At 64.5% G+C, this 20,190-nt stretch carries 9 protein-coding genes and 8 pseudogenes; 7 read left to right on the plus strand and 10 right to left on the minus strand.

Annotated elements, in window-relative coordinates; genetic code table 11:
* Positions 1-1,826: 1,826 nt before the first annotated feature.
* Positions 1,827-2,009: pseudogene (locus EHS43_RS48740) on the minus strand (transposase domain-containing protein); the annotation flags it as partial.
* A 425-nt stretch (positions 2,010-2,434) separates the two neighbouring features.
* On the opposite strand from EHS43_RS48740, the pseudogene EHS43_RS06685 reads away from it, so the two are divergent.
* Positions 2,435-3,191 (plus strand): annotated as a pseudogene (locus EHS43_RS06685) (transposase family protein).
* Between the two features lie 721 nt (positions 3,192-3,912).
* Positions 3,913-4,044, plus strand: a complete 132-nt coding sequence (locus tag EHS43_RS47455) for a hypothetical protein (RefSeq protein ID WP_260470416.1) — start codon at positions 3,913-3,915, stop codon at positions 4,042-4,044.
* Between the two features lie 492 nt (positions 4,045-4,536).
* Here the strand turns inward: EHS43_RS47455 and EHS43_RS06695 are convergent, their stop codons facing one another.
* Complete coding sequence (locus EHS43_RS06695; RefSeq protein ID WP_125189612.1) at positions 4,537-5,505, minus strand: TIGR01777 family oxidoreductase; 969 nt, start codon at positions 5,503-5,505, stop codon at positions 4,537-4,539.
* Positions 5,506-7,348: 1,843 nt separating this feature from the next.
* Between EHS43_RS06695 and EHS43_RS47460 the strand changes: the two are divergent.
* A pseudogene (locus EHS43_RS47460) lies at positions 7,349-7,588 on the plus strand (hypothetical protein); the annotation flags it as partial.
* Here EHS43_RS47460 and EHS43_RS47465 read toward each other — a convergent pair.
* Positions 7,572-7,884: pseudogene (locus EHS43_RS47465) on the minus strand (winged helix-turn-helix domain-containing protein); the annotation flags it as partial. The pseudogenes EHS43_RS47460 and EHS43_RS47465 overlap by 17 nt on opposite strands.
* On the opposite strand from EHS43_RS47465, the gene EHS43_RS47470 reads away from it, so the two are divergent.
* On the plus strand, positions 7,884-8,015 hold the full coding sequence (locus EHS43_RS47470) for a hypothetical protein (RefSeq protein WP_260470417.1): 132 nt from the start codon (positions 7,884-7,886) through the stop codon (positions 8,013-8,015). The pseudogene EHS43_RS47465 and the gene EHS43_RS47470 sit on opposite strands and share 1 nt — an antisense overlap.
* On the opposite strand, the gene EHS43_RS47475 is transcribed toward EHS43_RS47470, so the two are convergent.
* Positions 8,009-8,179 (minus strand): hypothetical protein, encoded by a 171-nt coding sequence (locus EHS43_RS47475; protein ID WP_260470418.1) that lies wholly within the window; start codon positions 8,177-8,179, stop codon positions 8,009-8,011. The two genes, EHS43_RS47470 and EHS43_RS47475, sit on opposite strands and share 7 nt — an antisense overlap.
* A gap of 2,548 nt (positions 8,180-10,727) precedes the next feature.
* Between EHS43_RS47475 and istA the strand changes: the two are divergent.
* Together istA and istB are read left to right on the plus strand one after the other, a co-directional pair.
* Positions 10,728-12,232: pseudogene (istA, locus tag EHS43_RS06710) on the plus strand (IS21 family transposase).
* Positions 12,232-13,023 (plus strand): IS21-like element helper ATPase IstB, encoded by a 792-nt coding sequence (gene istB, locus EHS43_RS06715; RefSeq protein ID WP_125189613.1) that lies wholly within the window; start codon positions 12,232-12,234, stop codon positions 13,021-13,023. The pseudogene istA and the gene istB overlap by 1 nt, the downstream one beginning before the upstream one ends.
* A gap of 303 nt (positions 13,024-13,326) precedes the next feature.
* Here istB and EHS43_RS06720 read toward each other — a convergent pair whose 3' ends face one another.
* The 5 genes and pseudogenes from EHS43_RS06720 to EHS43_RS06735 form a co-directional block, all read right to left on the minus strand.
* Complete coding sequence (locus EHS43_RS06720) at positions 13,327-14,553, minus strand: IS110 family transposase (protein WP_125189614.1); 1,227 nt, start codon at positions 14,551-14,553, stop codon at positions 13,327-13,329.
* Positions 14,554-15,037: 484 nt separating this feature from the next.
* Positions 15,038-15,275: pseudogene (locus EHS43_RS06725) on the minus strand (IS110 family transposase); the annotation flags it as partial.
* Positions 15,276-15,288: 13 nt separating this feature from the next.
* The gene (locus EHS43_RS47480; RefSeq protein ID WP_260470419.1) at positions 15,289-15,420 is read right to left on the minus strand and encodes a hypothetical protein; all 132 of its coding nucleotides are present in this window, start codon (positions 15,418-15,420) and stop codon (positions 15,289-15,291) included.
* 11 nt (positions 15,421-15,431) lie between these two features.
* Entirely contained in the window at positions 15,432-16,001 is a 570-nt protein-coding gene (locus EHS43_RS06730) for a hypothetical protein (protein WP_125189615.1), read from the minus strand.
* Between the two features lie 113 nt (positions 16,002-16,114).
* Positions 16,115-16,920 (minus strand): annotated as a pseudogene (locus EHS43_RS06735) (transposase family protein).
* On the opposite strand from EHS43_RS06735, the pseudogene EHS43_RS06740 reads away from it, so the two are divergent.
* A pseudogene (locus tag EHS43_RS06740) lies at positions 16,835-17,464 on the plus strand (transposase family protein); the annotation flags it as partial. The pseudogenes EHS43_RS06735 and EHS43_RS06740 sit on opposite strands and share 86 nt — an antisense overlap.
* 1,519 nt (positions 17,465-18,983) lie before the next feature.
* On the opposite strand, the gene EHS43_RS06745 reads toward EHS43_RS06740, so the two are convergent.
* Positions 18,984-20,126, minus strand: coding sequence for a type III polyketide synthase (locus tag EHS43_RS06745; RefSeq protein ID WP_125189616.1), 1,143 nt, complete (start codon positions 20,124-20,126; stop codon positions 18,984-18,986).
* Between the last annotated feature and the right edge of the window lie 64 nt (positions 20,127-20,190).

Raw genomic sequence — 20,190 nt, forward strand, 5'->3', positions numbered from 1 at the left:
ACCGCTTGCTCGCCCTCGTCACGGCCCGGCCGTGCCCTCAATACCATGACCCAGCACCCGCCCCCGAGTACCTACAAACGCCCCGCTATCAGCAGCTATACCCACCGAATGCGGAATTGAGCACTAGGGTTGAGCGGGAGAGCCATGTTCCTGTTGATCGTGGTCCGCGGCTGCGGCTTGCGTTACTCACTGGTACAGGCCGCCACATCGCGGTGAACCTTTCGGCTAGTAGGGCCGTTGTGATGATGGTGAGGGCCTTTGCCGAGTCGGGCGAAGGTGAGAGTTTCTGCGGATAGGAGACTGTCTTGCCGATGTCCGGTACGGAGCATGCGGCCAATTTGGAGGCATTTTTTGCGTCGCAGGATGTAGAGCCGGGGCAGCTCCCCGCGTTGCCTGCCCAAAAGACGTCGACGGGAGCGCATCTGAGCCAGGCAGCCCCCGGAAGAGGTCGTCTTTCGTCCGAAGTGGCGGCTGTGCTGCGGCGAAATGGATATGGGAACCGGGTGGTGACGGACCCCGAGACGGGGAAGCTTCATTTCGCCAGCAGTCGAACCTCTCTAAAACTTTCTGGTGCGCAGCATGCGGCCAATTTGGAGGCATTTTTTGCGTCGCAGGATGTAGAGCCGGGGCAGCTCCCCGCGTTGCCTCTCCAACAGACGTCGACGGGAGAGCATCTGCACGGTGCGCGCCCCGGAAAAAACCGCCTTCCGCCGGAAGTGGCGGATGTGCTGCAACGAAATGGATATCGGGATCGGGTGGTGAGGGACCCTAGGACGGGGAAGCTTCATTTCGCCGGTCGCTTTAAGAGAAGGACGGCGAAGGACGCCCAGGAATCTGTGGCTGCCGCCGCCGCACCTGTATCGTCTGGCTACGATCAGCAGTCGAGCGGTATCCAGCTTCCGTCGCTCAGCGCTGCTCTCGGAGAAGAGTATGACCCCCCGTTTGTGCATCGCCAGCCGGGAAACGGTGGCCAGTTCGGCGTACCGGCCGCTCCGAGCGCTTGGCCCGGCGCATCTGCCCTACAGCAGCCCCCCCTCGCCCCTGGGGAAGTTAGCCAGATGCCGCCCCCGCCGGTCTCCATGGCCGCGGCGGCCAGGCTGGGACAACGGGGTCGGCAATCTCAGGGGGAGAGTTCTTCCCCGCCTCCCCGGCCGCAGGGTGAGCCGCAGGGAAAGGCGATGAAGAGGTGATTTGAGGGGTATCCGAGCTGCGACTGTCCGTTCGCGCGTGCGTTACTTGCGGGTCACGTCTGCGGACGTCGTGCACAACCGAGCTGTGTGAGGGCCGCCCCAGAGGCGGCCCTCACACAGCTCGGTTGGCTCGGAAGCCGGAGACGTGGCTGCGCAATCGCAAGGTCCGTAGTGCTGCCCAACTTGCAGAATAGGCCCTGGCGGCCGTCAGCAGCTTGCACACCGGTGTGACCGGCGAAGCCGACAGCCCAGCTCGTTCACACGCTCACCGAGGAGGTGGTGCGTCTCAACGAACAGATCGCCGAGGCTGACACGCTCATCAAGGCCCAGTTTCGCAAGCCCCGATACGCCGAGGCGATCGCGAGCATGCCCTGCATCGGGACACCTGCTCCACGACGCCCCCGGCATCCATGAACTCGCAGCCGCCGATATGGGCCTCGCCGCACTGCGCTGCATCCGCTGGACCCGCATCGCCGCCAAACTCACCAGCGTGGGTCCCTGCTCCTTGACCAGGCGCCCACGCCCCCTCCGGGTGCCTCTATGTCTTTGGTCAAGCGGGGCGTGGGGTTCGGGGTGCGTAGAAGGTGCCGTCGCGGAGCATCGCGAAGAGCACGTTGATGCGTCGGCCTGCGGAAACAGGCACAGTGCGAGCACGAAGTACACCGTGAACCGGGCCGACAGCACACGCCGGTGCTTCTCCGCACACCCAGTCTCGGCAACGACCTGGTCCACCAGCTCAGCAGGACACGACCGAGTCAGGATCCCCAACCCCAGCCGCTCCAGACGCGACACCAACACGCATGGCTCAACACCCCACACACCACAGAAGCAACGGTATTGTCATCGGTTCGACAGGGGAGACCAGCCATGCCGGGCCTGGAGGCCAGCGGTCCTCTTGCAGGACCGCGCAAAACATAACTGTGAGAGTTCTTCTGCAGCCCGGGATGGGTTGCTGCCAGGCTCGGCGTTCGTGATCCGGCATGACTCGCAGAATAACTGGCGCCCCGTCAGGGGCTGCCGTTGCCCCGAGGTGTCTGCCGGATGCGGGCGTCGGCCTGGCCCACCCGTTGGCTAGATCATCAGCAGCTTGTCCGCCGCCTTCCGGCGTGAACTCATCACAGTTCCGCCACGTAGTGAGCCCTGTCCGACCTCCGGTGTCGGCTGGCCAGTTGGCCTGACAGACGGCTGAAGCCCCTGGCAGATGGGTTTTCGACCAAGAGAACCGTCTCTACCAGAGGTTTTGCATGCTTGTCTGCCCGTCAGGCGTCGATGTGTCCAGCTCTGCCCTCCGCTTCCTCGCCGCCCGCCTGTGGGAACACCGCCGCGCTCTCGGCACCCCGATGGCGGCGCCTCAGCGCGGGCCGTCAGGCCCTGCTCGCCCTCGCCCACCTCCGTAACCGCCAGCCCTATGGCCAACTCGCGGCCGGTTTCGGCATTAGCACCACCACCGTCTACCGGTACGTCACCGAGGCCGTCGAGCTCGTGGCCGCCCTCGCCCCCACGCTCGCCAAGGCAGTACGGGCCGCGTCGATGAAGGCCTATCTGATCCTGGACGGGACGCTTCTGCCGATCGACCGGACCGCCGCCGACCGTCCTTTCCACCCAGGTAAACACAAGAAGCACGGCACGAACGTGCAGGTCCTAGCCGACCCGAAGGGCCGCCTCCTGTGGGATCCAGCGGCCCTGGCCCGGGCCGTGCATGACATCCGGGCCGCACGCGAGCACGGCATCATCGACGCTCTCACCGAGGCCGGCATCAACTGCTGGGCGGAAGGGGTACCAGGGCGCAGGCGGCACAGTCCGTCTCCCTTACCGCGGCCGGTGGGACAGCCTTTCCGCCGGTCAGCAGACCGTCAATCGCTCCCATGCGAAGGCCCGGGCACTGGTCGAACAGGCCACCCTGAAGTCCTGGCGGCTCCTTCGCAAGCTCCGATGCTCGACCACCCGGATCACGAGCCTCGTCCTAGCCGTCCTCACCTCCATCTGGCCAGCTCAGACTGAGGTTGGAAAGGGCTCAGTGACTCCACCCGGGCCGACGCCTTCACGGTCGTCCGCCCCGGAGGAGACCGACCAACATGACCATGCTCGCAGAACACGTCGACGGCGTCATCGGCGTCGACACTCACCGCGACATCCTCGCGGCCGCCGCTGTCAGCCTCATCGGCGCCATCCTGGAGACCACCGACGCGCCCGCTCATCGTTGCGGCTGCCGGCGTCTTCTCGGCTTTGGCCGCTCACACTGCCTGTCGTCGTTGCTGGGCACTCGAGGGGACTGGCTGCTTCGGCCGGCCTCGCCGTCTTCCTCGAGGACGTCCGTGAACGCGTCATCGAGGTCTGCCGCCCCCCCATCAAGCCGTGTCGCGCGCGGAGGGGGCGGAATACTCCATCGGTGTCGCCGTTGGCCCCGCTGCCTGGCAGGCCTTGTCAGCGGGCTACGGCTGGACGTGGCGGCAGTAGCTGGCAGGTCGAGCCCGTCGGGAGGTCGACAGTGCGGCCCTTACAGCGGGGGCACTCGCCCAACGGGCCGCGCCCGTTGGTGCAGGCTGGGCAGAGGTGGCCATGCACGTCCGGGGCAGCCGGTCGAGGCCCCCACCCATGTGTTCGATGTCGTGCTCGAACTGAACGCTCTCTGGCATGTCGTCGCGTTCGACGTAGATGGCCAGGCAGTGGGAGGTGTCGCAGGTGACAGCTGCACGGATCACCGGGCACCGTCCTTCTGTCAGTGAGCCTCGTCAGAACGGCCACCGATCGGGTGACGCCGGAAGCAACGGCCGGCATCAGCACGGCGGCAATCTCCCTGCTCGGGAGCGTCGTCAACACCTGCCACGACATCACCCTCACGAGGCACTACTGAAGAAGCTCAGTAGTGAGGCCGTTGTCGGGGGTGTTGTTGTAGAAATGATCAAGCTGAGCTGTTTTCAGCGTGGCCGCCGATTGAGTGACGCCGACGGGGTGTGCAACGCACGGGGCTCCCATGCCGTTGGGGGAGGTGAACGACTTGGTGGATGCATTGTCCCAGCCTGGCCGGTCCTGCCGACGGGCAGGCTGATGCCGAACTCTGTTTGCCGCGGTGGTGAATTGCTGACTGTTGTATTGACCGGTTGAAGCCGGTCAATACGGTCCTGTGGCTTTGCTGGCCTCTGCGACTAGCTTGGGGTGATCTGGTCGATCCTCAAATGGGAGACCTTTCAAAGCCAGGGCGGCGTCGTTCAGCGGGTCTGTGCGGTCTGATCATGTGATGTGGAGGCTGGCCTGGGGGAGGGTGGCGTTGCGCGTGTGGTGGCTGGTGGGGCACAGGCGCCGGGGCCCGACGGGGCGGCCAGATTGGTCGTCATCGCGGTTCCGTTCAGCGGAGTGCCGCGTTGCCGCCGCGGAGCCGTTTGCGCACCTGACGCACCAGTTCGTCCGCGGCCTGCGGCCACTGTGCGTACTGAAAGTCAAAGCCGGCCTGGGTCAGTCGGCCCGGCACTACACGGCGGCTCTTGAGTAGCAGTTCGGTGTCGGAGCGCAGAGCGAGCGCGCCGATCTCGGCCATCCACTTGGTCGCAGGGAGGCCCACCGGTATACCCCAGGCGGAGCGCAGCGTGCGTATGAATGTGCGCTGTGGCAGGGGATGGGGGGCCGCCAGGTTCACCGGTCCTGCGATGTCCTCCCGGTCGATCAGGAACTCCACTGCGCGCACGAAGTCGTGTTCGTGGATCCATGAGACGTACTGTGTTCCACCGGCGACTGGGCCGCCGAGACCCAGGCGGGCCAGTCCCAGCAGGACGGCGAAGACCCCGCCGGGGTCCGGGCTCATTACCATGGCCGAGCGCAGAGCGACCTTGCGTGTGGCCGGTGTGTCGGCCTGCTGCTGAGCCTGTTCCCAGGCCTTGGCGATCTCGACGCTGTACGCCCAATAGTCCGGCACGCCCGGTTCGGTACCGCCGATCACACCAGTGGCCTCGTCGTTGGGGGCGTCGATGCGGTGCGCGTACACGGTGGCGGTGCTCATCTGTAGCCAGACCCGGGGTGGTCGGGCAGCGCCTGCGATCGCGGCGCCTACGACCTGTGTGGACTTGACCCGGGAGTCCATCATTTCCTGCAGATTGGCTGCCGTGTATCGGCAACTCACAGTGCGTCCGGCCAGATTGATCATGATATCGCTGCCGTCCACGGCTGCTGTCCATGGCCCCAGGGTTTGACCGTCCCAGTGGACCTCGCCCTCACGTTCGGGGCGTCTGGTGAGAATCACGACTTCGTGGCCAGCGGCGTTGAGTGCGCGTTTCAGGACCGCGCCGACCTGTCCGGTGCCACCGGGAATCACAATCTTCATCGGCTATCCCTCCTTCGTCTCGGGTGAGCCTAGACCAAAGAATTGAACACGTTCAAAAAATGGAGCGCAACTCACGATTTCAGTCAGTCTCGCCGCGCGGGAACGTTGTGCGCTGTCGCAGAGCGGCCCAGCTGAAACGGTGCCCGACGCGCAAGAGGAGGTCGTCGAGTTCGCGGTCCCAGCGTCGGCGAGGCGGAGGCCGTCTTCATCACCCCAACAAACGGTTCTCTGTGCCACTCACTGGAGGTGCGATCCAGCAAGACCGTCCCGGCATGTCAGCAGCCAACTACACGCCGACGATGCCTCTGACCAGGCCAGACGGCGAACCGCTCGGAGCACCAAAACGATGTTCCTGCTGCGTGTCCTCAAGGGCTTCGCGGACGGGCCGGGAGCGTCTGTGGAGCGGTTCAGTTTCACCGTCCTGCACGCTGCTCCAACGATGTCATCGTGAGAGTGGCCGGCTCGCAGGCTGCTGCTGGTAGGGCGTGTACGACGCTTGGTGTGACGGGTTGTGGTGCCCAGCCCCGGCTGTTGGGTTCTGGGCTGCGTAGTAGGCCGTCTGCGTAGGCTGCTGCTGGTAGGGCGTGTACGACGCTTGGTGTGACGGGTTGTGGTTCTCACCCCCGATTGCCGGGCCCTGGGCTGCGTAGTAGCCCGTGTGCGCAGACGACCGCTCGTAGTGGGTGTACGGCGTGGGATAGAGCGCACTGTGCTGGGGATGAGGTGGAAGATGGGCCCGGGTGGGCTGAGGGTCAGGCGTGGGCTGCGGGGCCCATGGCTGGTTGGTGTGACCGGTGAATGCGGGGCCAGTCATGTCGTACTGCCCCACATCCTGCTGGAACGGGTTCGAGGCTGCGGACGGGACGGTCTGCGCGGCGTATGAGCTGGGCTGCACCATCTCCGGCGGATTCTCGTATGCGCCCTGCCCCTGCCCGTAGCCGCTCTGTATCTCATCGTCCCACGGCCGGAGATGTGCCTTAGCGATCTTCTCATCCTGTTCGGAGGCGCGTGGTTGGTCCGCCCAGATTTGCAGGCCGCCGCTTTCCTGTGGCACCAGCCTGTATTTGGCCAGCTTCTCCAGAGGATCTTTCTCTAGATCGCTTACTCTGGTGATTCTATGGCTGCTCGTGACGGTGCTGCCCGTGGCACAAATGGAGTGCAGGTGCCTTCCGAGCTCTACATCTCCACACCCCTCTATTGGAACCGTAAGGGTAGTTGGCGGTAGGTATCCGGGCACTATATTGCCATTTTTAACCGCTTTGGTGATTGCCGCGGCGTAATGAACCTGTGCGAGAGTGCGGTTTAATTCGCTGGCCAGCGGCGCGCTGTCGGCTTTGATGACCCATCCCTCTCTATGTGCGTCCTTACGCCACTCTGTTCCGATGCCCGCCTCCCTACACGCCGCCTCCTCCAAGGGGCCCATGGTGCGCTTACCCGTGGATCTGCGGAGATCGTTGAACCGCTGTCCGTAACTCAAAGGTTTTGTATATCCACTCACTTTCACCTCGTAACGTTGGGTAGGCCAGCCCGCGTCTTTCCATTTGGCCTTATACCCTCTTGTGCCGAATGTTATGGCTACTGCTTGCGCCCAGTCCTTATCAGTAGGTCGTGCTGGCATATTTTCCCTCTTTGATCGCGGAGACGACGTCTCTCCTACGACGTGCGGCGCGGGTTGCTGGTTCACCAGTGCCGCGAGGCGGTTGTTGAACGAGCGCGACGGGTTCCATTCTCCAGCTCCCGCCCGGGTGATTGCGGCCTGACTGAGCTGCATTCATCCTGTCTCTGCGGGGTGAAAGGGCAGATCAGCGGGGTGGGTGACGAGGCGAGGCTCCGAGTCGTTGCGGTGTTGTGCTCTACGCACCACGCCACGTCCGAGCAACCTTGCTTGGTCCCGTATCGAGCCACGCTCGACGTGCATGAGCTGGTTGATCTTGGTGTCTGGCTCCTCTATGCCGAAGGCGTGAACGCGGCTCGCGGGCGGAAGTTGGCGTGCTTCCAACAGGCCCTGCTGGCACTGGTGCACCTGCGCACGAACGGGACGCTGCGGCTCGTGGCCGGCTTCGCTATCACGACCGTGACCGCGTCCTCGAAGACGAGTCGGGCGTCGAGCGCCGCCACGGTCCACGGTCCTTCCATGCTCGGCCAGGTTTCCTTCACACAGTCGGCCACCGCGGTCTCGTCCGGCTCGATCGTCCGCCGGGTGGGGACCTGGCAGCTCCGGCCGTGCCGCTTGAGCAGGGCGGCCACCGTTTGCACGGTGTAGCTCTTGTGGAAGTGCCGCCCGATCAGCGTCTTGATCCGCGACAGGGTCCAGGTCTGGTCCGGCCAACCGTGTGCCACCGGCCCCTTGGCCAGCTCCCGCTCGAGCACGGCGAACAGTGAGCCTCTTCAGAACGGCCACCTATCGGGTGACGCCGGAAGCAACGGCCGGCATCAGCACGGCGGCAATCTCCCTGCTCGGGAGCGTCGTCAACACCTGCCACGACATCACCCTCACGAGGCGCTACTGAAGAAGCTCAGTGCGTCGCTGAGCAGCGGCAGCGATGACCCGCAGATCGTGAGCGATGACCAGGTTCTCGGCGCCCTGCCGGTACCGCTCGGACGCCTCCATCCTCAACTTCTCGCGGAAGGCATGTCGTTCGTCGGTCAGTCCGCCCCCTTGCGCATACCTCATGCACTCGGCATACCGCAGCGATCAAGAGACGTCAGCCCCGCCGACACCACGCTTTGAAGGTCAGTAGCCGTTGCAAGAAAAGCGATTGTGGCTTTTCGGTGTTGTTCAAGACGGGCCAAAGAGCGTGCGCTCTGACCTGTCCTGCGGACTCGGTTCGTGAGGCATCCGGAGGGTCAGGAAGATAAGCTCAGGATGGATAATGCAAAGAAGCATCGCGTCTGTTTCTGCTTATGGCCACTGGTGGTGTAATTCGGTGATCCCCTCTTTTGGTAGAGGTCGGCAAAGGGCGTCCGTTGGTCTGATCGGGTGGGCTATCCGCGCGAAAAGAGCTGATTATTCCTCACGAATACCTGCGATGTCTGTAAAGCCACGGCTGATGTCCAGTTCATCGGATCCGCCCGTCGCCGATCTCGAGCACTGGATGGCTGCTGCCCGGGACGCGGGTCATGATCGATTCGTGCCAGAAGACTGTTGTGGCTTGCAACGACTGCCATGAACGAATCTGCCAGGAAGCGCAGGTCATTTATGTCGCGATCACGATAGAGCCGGCGGTCCAGGAACCTGTCTTGGCCGATGCGGCGACCGGCTCGTGCGGCTGCTGAACCGGCGAACCGCAGGGCGCGTTGTAGGAGAGAAATCGTCTTCGCGATCGATGAGGGACTACACATGCCACGACCACGACCTACTGATGCGGACTGGGCGAAAGCGGTAGCCATAACGTTCGGCACGTCAGAGTTTGAGGGGCAAGCCAAATGGAAAGGCCCGGCAGGGCCCGACATGGAATACAAGGTGAAATTGAGTAATCTTCCAGACCCCTTGTCTTACGGTCGGCGATTCCACGATCTCCGCAGGAATGCGGGTACTAGCTCCATGGGGCCCTTGGAGAGGGCGGAGTGCGTGAAAGCGGGATTGGTGCCAGAGTGGCGTATTGATCTAAACGGAGAGAGATGGGGTATTAATCCTGACAGCATGCCGTCGGATAGTGAGGCGAAACATGCTGCCAGGAGCCTCGCTTACGCTGCGGCAATCAACAAAGCGGTTGAAAATGGTAATATTGTGCAGGGATATTTGCCGCCATACGGGTTCAAGGTACCGTTGGCGAGAGTGGGGGAGGTGGAAATCGGAAAGCGCCTGCATTACCTTGCTGCTGCGAACACGGAGTCGCTGGTGAGTGACCTGGAGAAAGATGCACTAGAAAAAGTGGCAAGGTACAAGCTGGTGGCAAAGAAAACCAGAGGGCTGCAAATCTCGCCAGATACACCACGTGCCGCCGACTGGCCTGAGATCGCTGGGGCGCATCTTCTACCGTGGGGTGATGTGGTGCAGACGGGCTCCGGGCAGGTGCAGCCCGGTTCATACGCTGCGCAGAGGGGCCCGTCCGTGGCCTCGAATCCGTTCCAGCAGGACGTGGTGCCCTATGGCAAGACCGTCTCCGCGTTCACGGATCACACCAGCCAGACAGGGGCCCCGCAGCCCACGGCTCCCGCTCAGGCCACCTGGGGCGAGTATCCCCCTCAAACCCAGCACAGTGCGCTCTACCCCACGCCGTACACTCCCTACCCGCAGCGGACCGCACAGACGGCCTACCACGCCGCCCAAAACCCGGCTCCCGCAGGCGGACACACCAATACGTCCTACCCCGCGCCCTATCCACCCTCCTACCAGCGGCCACCTGCCCACACGACGTACTACGCGGCCCAGAACCCGGCCCTCGGAAGCGGGCATTGGCCACAGGAACTCCAGCGTTTGGCGGAGCTGGGTACGGAGTACGTGCCGAGTCACCCCCACGTGCCGTCAGTCCCCCCGGCTGCTCTCACCCAGCCGCACCAGCACTCGCAGCAGCCGACTGCTCGGGAGCCTGCTGCAAGTCACGTGCCGGTGGGGCCGTTCGGTCCGGCCGGGTCGTTGTATCCGTCGCAGCCCTCGCAGCCCTCGCAGCCCTCGCAGCCCTCGCAGCAGTCGCAGCAGTCGGCGCAGGCGCCTCCGGGGGCTGCCGCAAGTCACGTGGGGCCGTTCGGTCCGGCCGGGTCGTTGTATCCGTCGCAGCCCTCGCAGCCCTCGCAGCCCTCGCAGCAGTCGGCGCAGGCGCCTCGGGGGGCTGCTGCAAGTCACGTGCCGGTGGGGCCGTTCGGTCCGGCCGGGTCGTTGTATCCGTCGCAGCCCTCGCAGCAGTCGGCGCAGGCGCCTCGGGGGAGTACCTCGGATCGGCCGGCCCAGCAGACTTCCGGGCAGCGGCGGAGGCGTTGAAAGGGCAAGGCATTGAGCTGGTGAGGTTGCCGAAGTCGAAGGACGGCCCGAGTAGCAACTGCAAGACCACTGGAGGCCGTAAAGGCCATCTCCCACGATGGATGGTTGGTCGATCCAGGTCTCGCCGGTCCGGTCCGGGCCGTGAGCACGACACCATGTGCCCGTCGGCCCGGTGACGGCGGCCAGTGGATACTCCCCGTAGGCGGCCGTTTATCTAGCACTTTGTGGCCGCGAGCTTCCCCACTGGCGGCCGGATACCTCCCCGGACCTGGACGGACACCGGCCAGCGAAGCTGGCCGGTGTGAAGAACAGCAGGGAGATCATGGAAATCCTGGAGGCATACGACCTCACGGGGAGTTACCGCGCCGCGGCCGAGCTGGCCGGCGTCGACCACCACACGGTGAAGCGGTATGTGCAGCTGCGCGAGCAGGGTGAGCGTCCTGTCGAGCGGCAGCACCGGGCCCGCCCGATCGACGAATACATGGACAAGATCGAGGAATTGGTGGCCGCCTCGAAGGGGCGGATACGCGCGGACATCGTCCACCGGCGGATCACTGCGATGGGCTTCACCGGCGGGGACCGCACCACCCGCCGCGCGGTCGCCGAGGCCAAGGCGAGGATGCGCTCAGGGCACCACAGGGTCTACCGGCCCTGGATCGCCGAGCCGGCGCTCTGGCTGCAATGGGACTGGGGCGAGGGCCCGCGCATCGGTGGAAGACGTACATCGTTGTGGTGCGCATGGCTGGCCTGGTCGAGGTTCCGCGTCGTCATCCCGGTCTTCGACAAGACCCTGCCGACCATCGTGGCCTGCCTCGATGCCACGCTGCGGCGGATCGGCGGCGTCCCCACCTACGCGCTAACGGACAACGAGAAGACCGTCACGACCGAGCACATCGCCAACATCGCGGTCCGCAACCCCGAGATCGTCGAGGTCGGCCGGCACTACGGCATGACCATCCGCACCTGTCTGCCGGCGGATCCCGAGACGAAGGGCGGAAGCGAGGGACCGTCCGCATCGCGAAGGCGGACCTGGTGCCCACCTCGGCGAACCTGCTGCCCCAGTACAAGGCGATGGGACAACTGGAGGCGGCCTGCCGGGAGTTCTGCGACACGGTCAACGACCGCGTCCACCGCCAGAGCCGGCGCCGCCCCGCCGAGGCCCTGCTCGAAGAGCGGCAGCGGCTCCATTCGTTGCCGAATCAACCGTTCACGGTCGCGTTCGGCACCACGCGGCGGGTGAACTGGGAGTCCACCATCTCCGTTGAGGGAGTGCGCTATTCGGTCCCGCACCAGCTGGTCGACACCCGGGTCTGGGCCCGGTTCCACGGCGACGAGCTGATCGTCACCGCCGTCGGCGAGGACGGGCCTGTCGAGGTCGCCCGGCACGACCGCGCGGCCCCGGGCCATCCCTCGATCAAGGACGAGCACTACCCGCCGAGGGAGAACAAGGAAGCCGACCGCACCCCTCGGGCGACCACCGCGGAGGAAGCCGCCTTCCTCGCCCTCGGTCCCGGCGCCGCATCCTGGCTGATGGAGGCCGCGGCCTCCGGGGCCCGCCACCTCAAGCCGAAGATGGCCGAGGCCGTCGCCCTGGCCAAGCTCCACTCCGTCGCCGAGGTCGACCGGGCCCTGGGCACCGCGGCGATCGCCGGCCGGTTCGCGGAGAACGACCTGATCTCCATCGTCACCTACCAGGCCGGCCTGGAGACCGTCGAGCCCACCCGGGCCACTGAACAGCACAGCCTCCAGCCGGGCACCTCCGCCTGGTCCAGCTTCGGCATCACCAGCGACAAGGACGAGCACTGATGGCCACCCCGATCCGCACCATCACCGGCGCCCACGGCGACCCGCTGGCCGAAGCCATCGAGCTCACCAAGCGGCTCAAACTCCCGCACCTGCGAAGGGCGTTGAGCGACCTGATCCCCACCGCCAAGGCCCAACGCTGGGACCCGGCCGAGGTCGTCCGCGTCCTCCTGGCCGAAGAGGCCGCCGGACGCGACGCGGCGAACCTGCGGACCCGCCGCAAGCGGGCCGGGTTCCCCGCCGGGAAGACCTTCGGCGACTGGGACGAGCAAGCGTCCTCCATAACCCGCCAGGTCCAGGACTCCCTCAAGACCCTGGAATGGATCGGCCGCCGGGAGAACCTCTGCATCTGCGGCCCGTCCGGGACGGGAAAGTCGCACTTCACGGAGGCGCTGGGGCAGGCCGCAGTCGAAGCCGGCCTGACCGTCGCCTGGTTCACCATCGAAGACCTCGGCGCCCTCATCCGCCGCCACCGCGCCGACGACTCCCTCGCCAGAGCCATGACCCGGCTGATCCGCACCGACTTGATCATCGTTGACGACATCGGCCTGCTGCCCGTCTCCCCGGACGCCGCCGAAGGCTTCTACCGCCTGGTCGACGCCGCCTACGAACGCCGGGCACTGGCCGTCAGCAGCAACCTCCACCCGTCAGGCTTCGACGAGATCATGCCGAAGACCCTGGCCACGGCCACCGTCGACCGGCTCCTCCACCATGCTCACGTCGTGGTCACGCAGGGTGAATCGTTCCGCCTCACCGAGGCCACCACCGGGAAGGGGGTGATGCCACTGAGGTGAACGAGTCCTCAGAACGGCGGAGAGATATCTGGCCGCCACTGGGGACGCCGAGTCGGCCATGAGTGCATGGAACATCTGGCCGCCACCGGGGCAAACAACTGGCCGTTGACAGCCCGGCCCTGCGGGGTGCTCCTATGCCTTTGGTCAAGGGGTGGTCGGGGTGGGTGGTTGGTAGAAGGTGCCGTCGCGGAGCCTCGCGAAGAGCACGTCGGCTCGGCGTCGGGCGAGGCAGAGGATGGCCTGGGTGTGGTGTTTCCCTGGGCGATCTTCTTGTCGTAGTAGACACCTCACGGTGTCAAGTCATCACGCTGCAACGGCCAGGCGGTCGGGGAAGGCGGTTTGCTCGTCGAACAGCGCACGGTGCTGAAGACAGTGGTAGAGCTGGCCGATCATGCGGTTGAAGAGATTCCTCTGGGCGGCTGCATGCCAGTCTCCCTGCTCGCGTCGTCGCCGGTAGTGGTCGTTGGCGCCGGCGGAGGCGCGGAGTGAGGAGAAAGCCCACAAGTAGCCCGCGTGGTTGAGGCGGTCGTTCTTCACCCATCGCCGGGTGATGCTCGACTTCTTGCCGGAGGCCCTGGTGACAGGCGAGGAACCCGCGTACGCCTTCAGGCCGCGGGCGTCTGCGAAACGGGTGCGGTCGTCCCCGATCTCAGCGAGGATCCGGGCTCCGAGCTGAGTGCCAAGCCCGGGGAAGCTCAGCAGTATCTCGGCGTCCGGATGCCGAGGGAATGCTTCTTCCACCGCCTCGGCGAGCTGGTCAGCGGCGGTGCAGGGGGCTTCCAACTGGACGAGGAGAGCGAGCATCTGCTTGCCCAGGGCCTCCTCGACGAGCGGCGGTTGGTGGGCCCAGTCGCCGCGGAAGATGTCGCGGAGACGGTCGGCTTCCGCCTCGATGCCCCGCTTGCGGCCGGCTCGCTTGAGGGCGGCCTGGAGCTGAGAGCGGGTAAGCCGTGCGGCCCAGGTGGGGGTGGGCGCGGTCTTCAGGACTTCGCGAGTCTCGGGGCGACACAGGCCATTGGTCCAGGTTGCGACGGCCTCCAAGACGGCTGGATAGTACTCGCGCAGGAGGGAACGGAGCTGGTTGGCGAGCTGCTGTCGGTTCCAGAGCGAGTCCTGCTGGGCGCGGGCCAGGACGGCGATGGCCCGGCCGAGGTCGGAATCGTCGGGCAGCGGGCGGTGTGCGTGCATGTCAGTGCGCAGGATGTTCGCTAGGACCAGGGCGTCGCCGGGGTCGGATTTCTTGCGCGAGACGGAGTGTCGGTCGCGGTAGCGAGCCGCGGCCATCGGGTTGATCGCGTACACCTTGCGCTTGCCGGTGCGCAGGATGGCGACCAGCAGGCCACGGGACGTCTCGATCGCGACCGGGATCGGGGCTTCCTCGGTGTCGCCGTGCTCGGCGAGTAACTCAAGGAGCAGCTTGTAGCCGGTCGCGTCGTCGGTGATGTGCCGTTTGGCCACCACTGCGCCGGTGTCGTCGACCAGGGCGACGTCGTGCGTCTTCTCAGCCCAGTCAATGCCGCAGTAGATCAAGGTTCCCTCCCGATGTGCTGGTGTTTGCGCTGGTCACGAGCGCATGCGGGCCACGCGAGCGACCTAATCCCAGGCATCAACCGCCTCGCGGATGTGCCTCCACCTCACTAGCCGTTCGTGGCACCAGCGCACCGCACGGGCCCCGGTCTATGCAGGAGCTCAGACAGCTCGGGCCTATCAAGAGGTCACCATGCGGCGGGCTCGCACCACCAACACCAACGAGTGATCAAGCCGGTAGTTGTTGACGGTGGCGGCTGCCGCGAAGCTGCCGAGTACTGCGCGATCTACTACGAGGCATTCAAGCCCAGTGCGGGACAGGCATCCATCCGGCACTGCACGACCGCCGCCACCATGAGTACCAAGACCGCGCACCTGTCTAAAGCGAGGCGTTGCCCGCCCGGCAGCCACTAGATGTCACGATCCGGCACTCGAACGTCCTTGGGGACAACGGCCCCAGCGGGACGCTCTTAACAATGGATTAGGTGCGGGAGGCGGGGTCGGCCAGGGCGGCGAACGCGGAGAGGAAGAGGGCCCGTTTGAGCTGGTTGTTTCCTCTCCGTGAGGGCTGTTCGCCGCGGATGGACGAGCCGGGGGTGCGGGTCGCCGGGGCGAGGTGGGTGTAGGCGGCGAGGTGGGCGGCAGACGGGAACGCGGCGGTCGCCGACGTCGATGAAGATGCGGGCTCCGGTCCTGATGCCGATGCCAGGCATGGACATCAGGACCTATTGAGCTTCTTCAGTAGTGCTTCGCGAGGGTGATGTCGTGGCAGGTGTTGACGACGCTCCCGAGCGCGGAGGTTGCCGCCGTGCCGGTCCCGGCTGTTGCTCCCGGCGTCACCCGATCGGTGGCCGTTCTGAAGAGGCTCATTGATGATGCTGTCAAGCGGATTGTTCGCCGGAGCCGGCCGATGCGACGGCGGTGTAGTACACGAACTTGCCCTGTTTGGTGCGCTGGGCGTGGCTTTTGGCCACGAGCCCTTCGAGCGTCGTGCGCACGACGGTGGTCTTGATTGTGCGTTCGGGATGCAGTCGTTCCAGTGCGGTGGTGATCTCGGCGGCAGAACGCGGTTCGCTCTGGCCTCCCAGGTATGCACGAACGAGGTGGACGAGCGTAGGCGATGCGGACGACGTGGCTGATGCCTTGGCGGCGGGCTTCTTGCCAGCCTGTCTCCTGGGTGCGGTAGACGCGGCCGTGCCCGATGAGCTCGTTGTCTTCTTGCGCGCCTTACGTGCGGCAGAAACCGCCGCGGCGGATTCAGCAGCCGCAGCAGGGACACCAAGGGCCTGCTGGAGGTTCACAAGGACGCTGTGGTCGCGTTGTAGCGAGGCCAATCGTGCCTGCAGTGCTTCGATTTCACTGCTCAGGTGTTCTTGGTCCTTCAGGTTGCGCTCGAGGTCACTGGACACCTGCGCGGAGTACTGCGAAGTCAACTCGGTGGTTTCGGACATGGTGCTCACACCCTTCCGGGACGCCATGAACCGACGAGCACTCTGCTCGTGGCATATGCAAAAGCCCACACGCATGTGCTCTACTCCTGGCGCCCTGCGACCAGGCGCAGCCGTCACTGCACAGTTGTGTTTGCACAGATAGTACGGAAGATATCCGTCTCCTCTTCTGCTACCTGCCTGAGAGACAGCCGACCGCATGTGACAGCGCTCAGTGGACCTCCGCGGGTGGAGAAGAGCGCTCTGCGCATGATGCTCCAGGACTTGAGTCGGGCGAAGGCGCGTTCACCCGGGGCTCGGAGTCGGGCGTGGTCGCGGTTGGACTCCTGGTAATGCGGAGGCTGTTCGCGGTGGTGGTAGTACGGGGTGCGGAAGGTGGCGTCGGCGCCCTGGTAGGCGCGGTCCGCGAGGACGAGGATCTGCCGGGTGAGGCAGGCCTGGACGATGCCGTGTGCGCGGGCCGCGGTCGGGTCGTGTGTGCGGCCGGGTGTCGCGCGGGAGAACCACAGTGGTGTGCCGTCGGGGCGGCTGATGACCTGCACGTTCATGCCGCTTTTCGGGTGTTTCTGGAGTAGTACGGCTGATCGGCGCGGACGCGACCGGTAGGGATCAGCGTGCCGTCAACGATGATGTGATCGCCGTCACCGAGGCCGGTGACGGGTGCACGGAGGCCTGGGACCCAGGACGCCAGCACCTCCAGGACCTCGTCCACGGTGGCCTGCGATAGCGCGAACCTGGCCCCAAACTGAGCGAACGTCTCGTTCTTACGCAGGTGGACCAACGTGAGCAGTGCCTGGTCGAAGCGGCCCGGCTTCCGCCAGCGGGTGTTGCCGGCCCTCGTCCATCTACGCAAGAACGAGACGTTTTCACAGCTCGGAGCAGGTTTCGGGATAACCCAGGCCACCGCCTGGCGGTACGTCAACGAGACCTTGGAGGTCCTGGCCGGCCGGGTGCCCGGCCTCCACGAAGCCCTCACCGGCCTCGGTGAAGGCGACCACGTCATCGCTGACGGCACCCTGATCCCCATCAACCGGATCCGTTCGGACGAGCCGTACCACTCCATAAAGCACCGCAAGCACGGCATGAACGTGCAGGTCATCAGCCGCCCCGACGGCACACCACTGTGCTTCTCACACGCAAGACCCGGCCACACACACGACCCGACCGCGGCCCGCGCACACGGCATCGTCCAGGCCTGCCTCACCCGACAGATCCTCGTGCTGGCCGACCGCGCCTACCAGGGCGCCAGCGCCACATTCCGCACCCCCTACCACCACCACCGCGAACAACCCGAGCACTACCAGCAGTTCAACCGCGACCACGCCCGACTGAGAGCCCCCGGCGAACGCGCCTTCGCCCGACTCAAGTCCTGGCACATCATGCGCAGAGCACGTTCCTCCACCCGCCGCATCAGCCGCACCAGCCAAGCCATCCACACACTCATGACCTGCGACTATTCAGGATGAAAGAGGCTCAATGAGGAAGTTTTCCAAAGGTCGACAGAATCGGATGGGCCGCTATTATCGACTAGGGCGCATCCTTGCTGTAAAGGAGTTACCTTGCGTCGCCACGGGGCCACTCGACAGGGGGGCGGATTCCTTCCCTTGAGGCTGCCCTCCCGTAGGCAGGTACTGCCTCGCATCTTTCGCTATCGGGTTTGATATCGACGACACTTTCAGGACCGTGAGGGGCCCTCTTGCCTGAATGAATTGCACCGCGCGGGCAATGGAAACCTCAACATTTTCTGATTCAGAATTCGCCGTACTGTTTTCTCTGGCGGGCGGGATAGCGACTTGGTTACTCTCGACAGTTGAAGCAACGCGTACCCATTCTTGCGGAACCGGATGAGTTACAGGATCAGAGACGAATCCAGGGTTATCCCTGAGCCACCGGTCGGCAGCCCGCGCGTCCTCGACAAATGACTGCCGAGCCAAATCAGAGTGAAGGGAGAATCGCCCCACAGTTGGCTTTTCGTCAGGCGGCGCCACCGGGCTCCCCGCCCGGCTTTCCTTCTGAGGGGAAAGCCGTGGCGCCGGCCTCATAGCGTGCGCGTGTTGGGTCGAGGCCTTAATCCCCGCCTTCTCGATCAAGTCTTCAGTCCGGGGCAATACACCATTATCATAATGCCTCAGAAGGCTTTTCCTGGAGCGTACGGTTTCCCAGAGTTCTCGAGCAATCTCCTTTTTCCTTTTTCCGCTCTGGCGGCTCACCACATCGACGTAAGTCGATCGATTGAGCATCCTTCTGATCTGCGCACCTCCCCACCTGGAAGCGTTCTTCCGGTACTGTGAGATACGTGCAGCAACGGTGGGCGCGACCGGTGGATTCCGGAAAAAGTCTGGTTCCTGCCACTTCCCGCTTTCCGCGTTCGAATCTGGAACCACATGAGATCGCAGCTCTTCAGTGATCAGGCCGACGGCAAGCTCGGCCGCAGAGAGAGCGGAACGTGCGCGGGCTGGTGCCTCGGGCAAGTCAGGTTCTGCAGGTGCGGCCAAGGGATGGCGCTCCTCTCCAGTTGTCGCATCACATAACAGTCGCTGCCAACAGGGGGGTCACGGGGACCGCCACAGCAGTTCCAGTGAGCTTTTCAACCACCTCCCAGCTAAGTGAAGGTGGCGCGGCTGTTGACGCAACGGTCGACCAGCAGGATCGAGCACGATGATGGTGTTCGACTCCTCACGATTGGTGGCCGGCCTGAAGAAGCTCAGTGGCGTGGGCCGTAGGTTCCGCATCCTCATCGAGGTCTCGCCGACATCAGATCAAGAAGCGGATCCATCCAGCGGTAGCACGAACCGAATGAATCGCGAGAACACCAGAGCTCTGTGTTGTTCCCGCATCATGCGAGAAATCTTATCCTCGCAGGTATGGTCGGACACTAGGAAAAGACGCGTTGGGTTGCATAAATGGGCAAGATGACTACTACCGCCCGTTCATTTGACGAGATGGTTGCCGATGGAGCAGGTCATCGAGGGTGAAGGTTGTTATTCAGCCACCGCTCAGTGCAGGTACCGAAGAGGCGTTCCCCTTAGAGCTGCGGTGCACCACTTCTGTTGTCCCGGCCGTTCCATCCCGCCCTGCCGGAGCCGTCCAGGTGCCTAGCGCGATCTCCGCAGTGATCCCGGGGCCAAATCCTGCGATCATTCCGCGGCCGCCGTTCGCGATGCTTCCATCATCAAAAAAGCGCTGAAGAACGGCGAGTACGACCGCGGACGCGATGTTGCCATAGTCCGCCAACACGCCCCTGCTGTGGCGGAAAGCCTCGGTCGGCACACCGAGAAAATCCGACAGGTCGTCCAGTATGCGGGGGCCGCCAGCATGAATGACGTAGAAGTCAAGGGAGGAGACGTCCCAGTCTTGCTGCTTAGCGAACTGCCGCAGGGCCGGAGCGATCATGGACATGGTTCCGGGCACCCGCCGATCGAGCTGGAAATGATAGCCCGTTTCCTTGACCCGGTAGGAGATCCACTCCTCAGTATTGGGAACCAAGTAGGCGGAGTTCCGGCGCAAGATCATTCCAGTGCCGCCCTTTCCGCGCACGACGGCGGCGGCGATCGCGTCGCCAAACAGGCCGTTGGACAGGAGCGTCCCCACGTCGGAGTCGGTCGGCTGGTAGCACAATGAACAGAATTCGCTTGTCACGATAAGTACGTTTGCGTCCGGGTAAGCAAGACAGAAATCGTGCGCCCGGTTCACGGCAGCACCACCTGCCGCACAGCCAAGTTGGGCTATCGGAATCTGGCGGACGTCGGAGCGAAAACCGAGCTCGTTGATCATCCACGCCGTCATCGGCGGCATTGTGAAGCCGGTACAGGAAACATAGACGATGGCATCAATGTCGTCCTTGTCAAGGTCCGCCGCCCTAAGGGCCTCGTCCACAACCCCCGGCAGATTACGCCGGGTCTCCCGCTGATAGATTTCAGTTCGTGCTTCAACTCCCGGATGCAGGAGCGTGGCATTGATCGGCTGGACGATATGCCGTTTCTGCACTCCCGTATTCTCGATCATCCTAAGGACCGCCCGGAGCTTCTCGTGTCCTCCATGCAATGCTCGGCACAGGTTCAGTGTTTCTTCCAGGTTTATTGTATTCTCGGGGAACCAGAGCGCCGGGCGACACAGGGTGGGACTCATCGAGTTTCACCATTCTTTTCTTCAGAGCTATGGAAGGCAACTTCAGATTTACGTTCTTCTCGCG

Origin of the sequence: Streptomyces sp. RP5T (genome assembly GCF_003933965.1) — a bacterium.
GTDB lineage: Bacteria > Actinomycetota > Actinomycetes > Streptomycetales > Streptomycetaceae > Streptomyces.

What these genes read in the sequence shown, in the direction of transcription:
- EHS43_RS06695 (WP_125189612.1), bottom strand. Translation starts at nt 5,505, where the DNA reads ATGAAGATTGTGATTCCCGGTGGCACCGGACAGGTCGGCGCGGTCCTG.
- EHS43_RS47475 (WP_260470418.1), bottom strand. Translation starts at nt 8,179, where the DNA reads ATGAGGTATGCGCAAGGGGGCGGACTGACCGACGAACGACATGCCTTC.
- istB (WP_125189613.1), top strand. Translation starts at nt 12,232, where the DNA reads ATGGCCACCCCGATCCGCACCATCACCGGCGCCCACGGCGACCCGCTG.
- EHS43_RS47480 (WP_260470419.1), bottom strand. Translation starts at nt 15,420, where the DNA reads ATGAGCCTCTTCAGAACGGCCACCGATCGGGTGACGCCGGGAGCAACA.
- EHS43_RS06730 (WP_125189615.1), bottom strand. Translation starts at nt 16,001, where the DNA reads ATGTCCGAAACCACCGAGTTGACTTCGCAGTACTCCGCGCAGGTGTCC.
- EHS43_RS06745 (WP_125189616.1), bottom strand. Translation starts at nt 20,126, where the DNA reads ATGAGTCCCACCCTGTGTCGCCCGGCGCTCTGGTTCCCCGAGAATACA.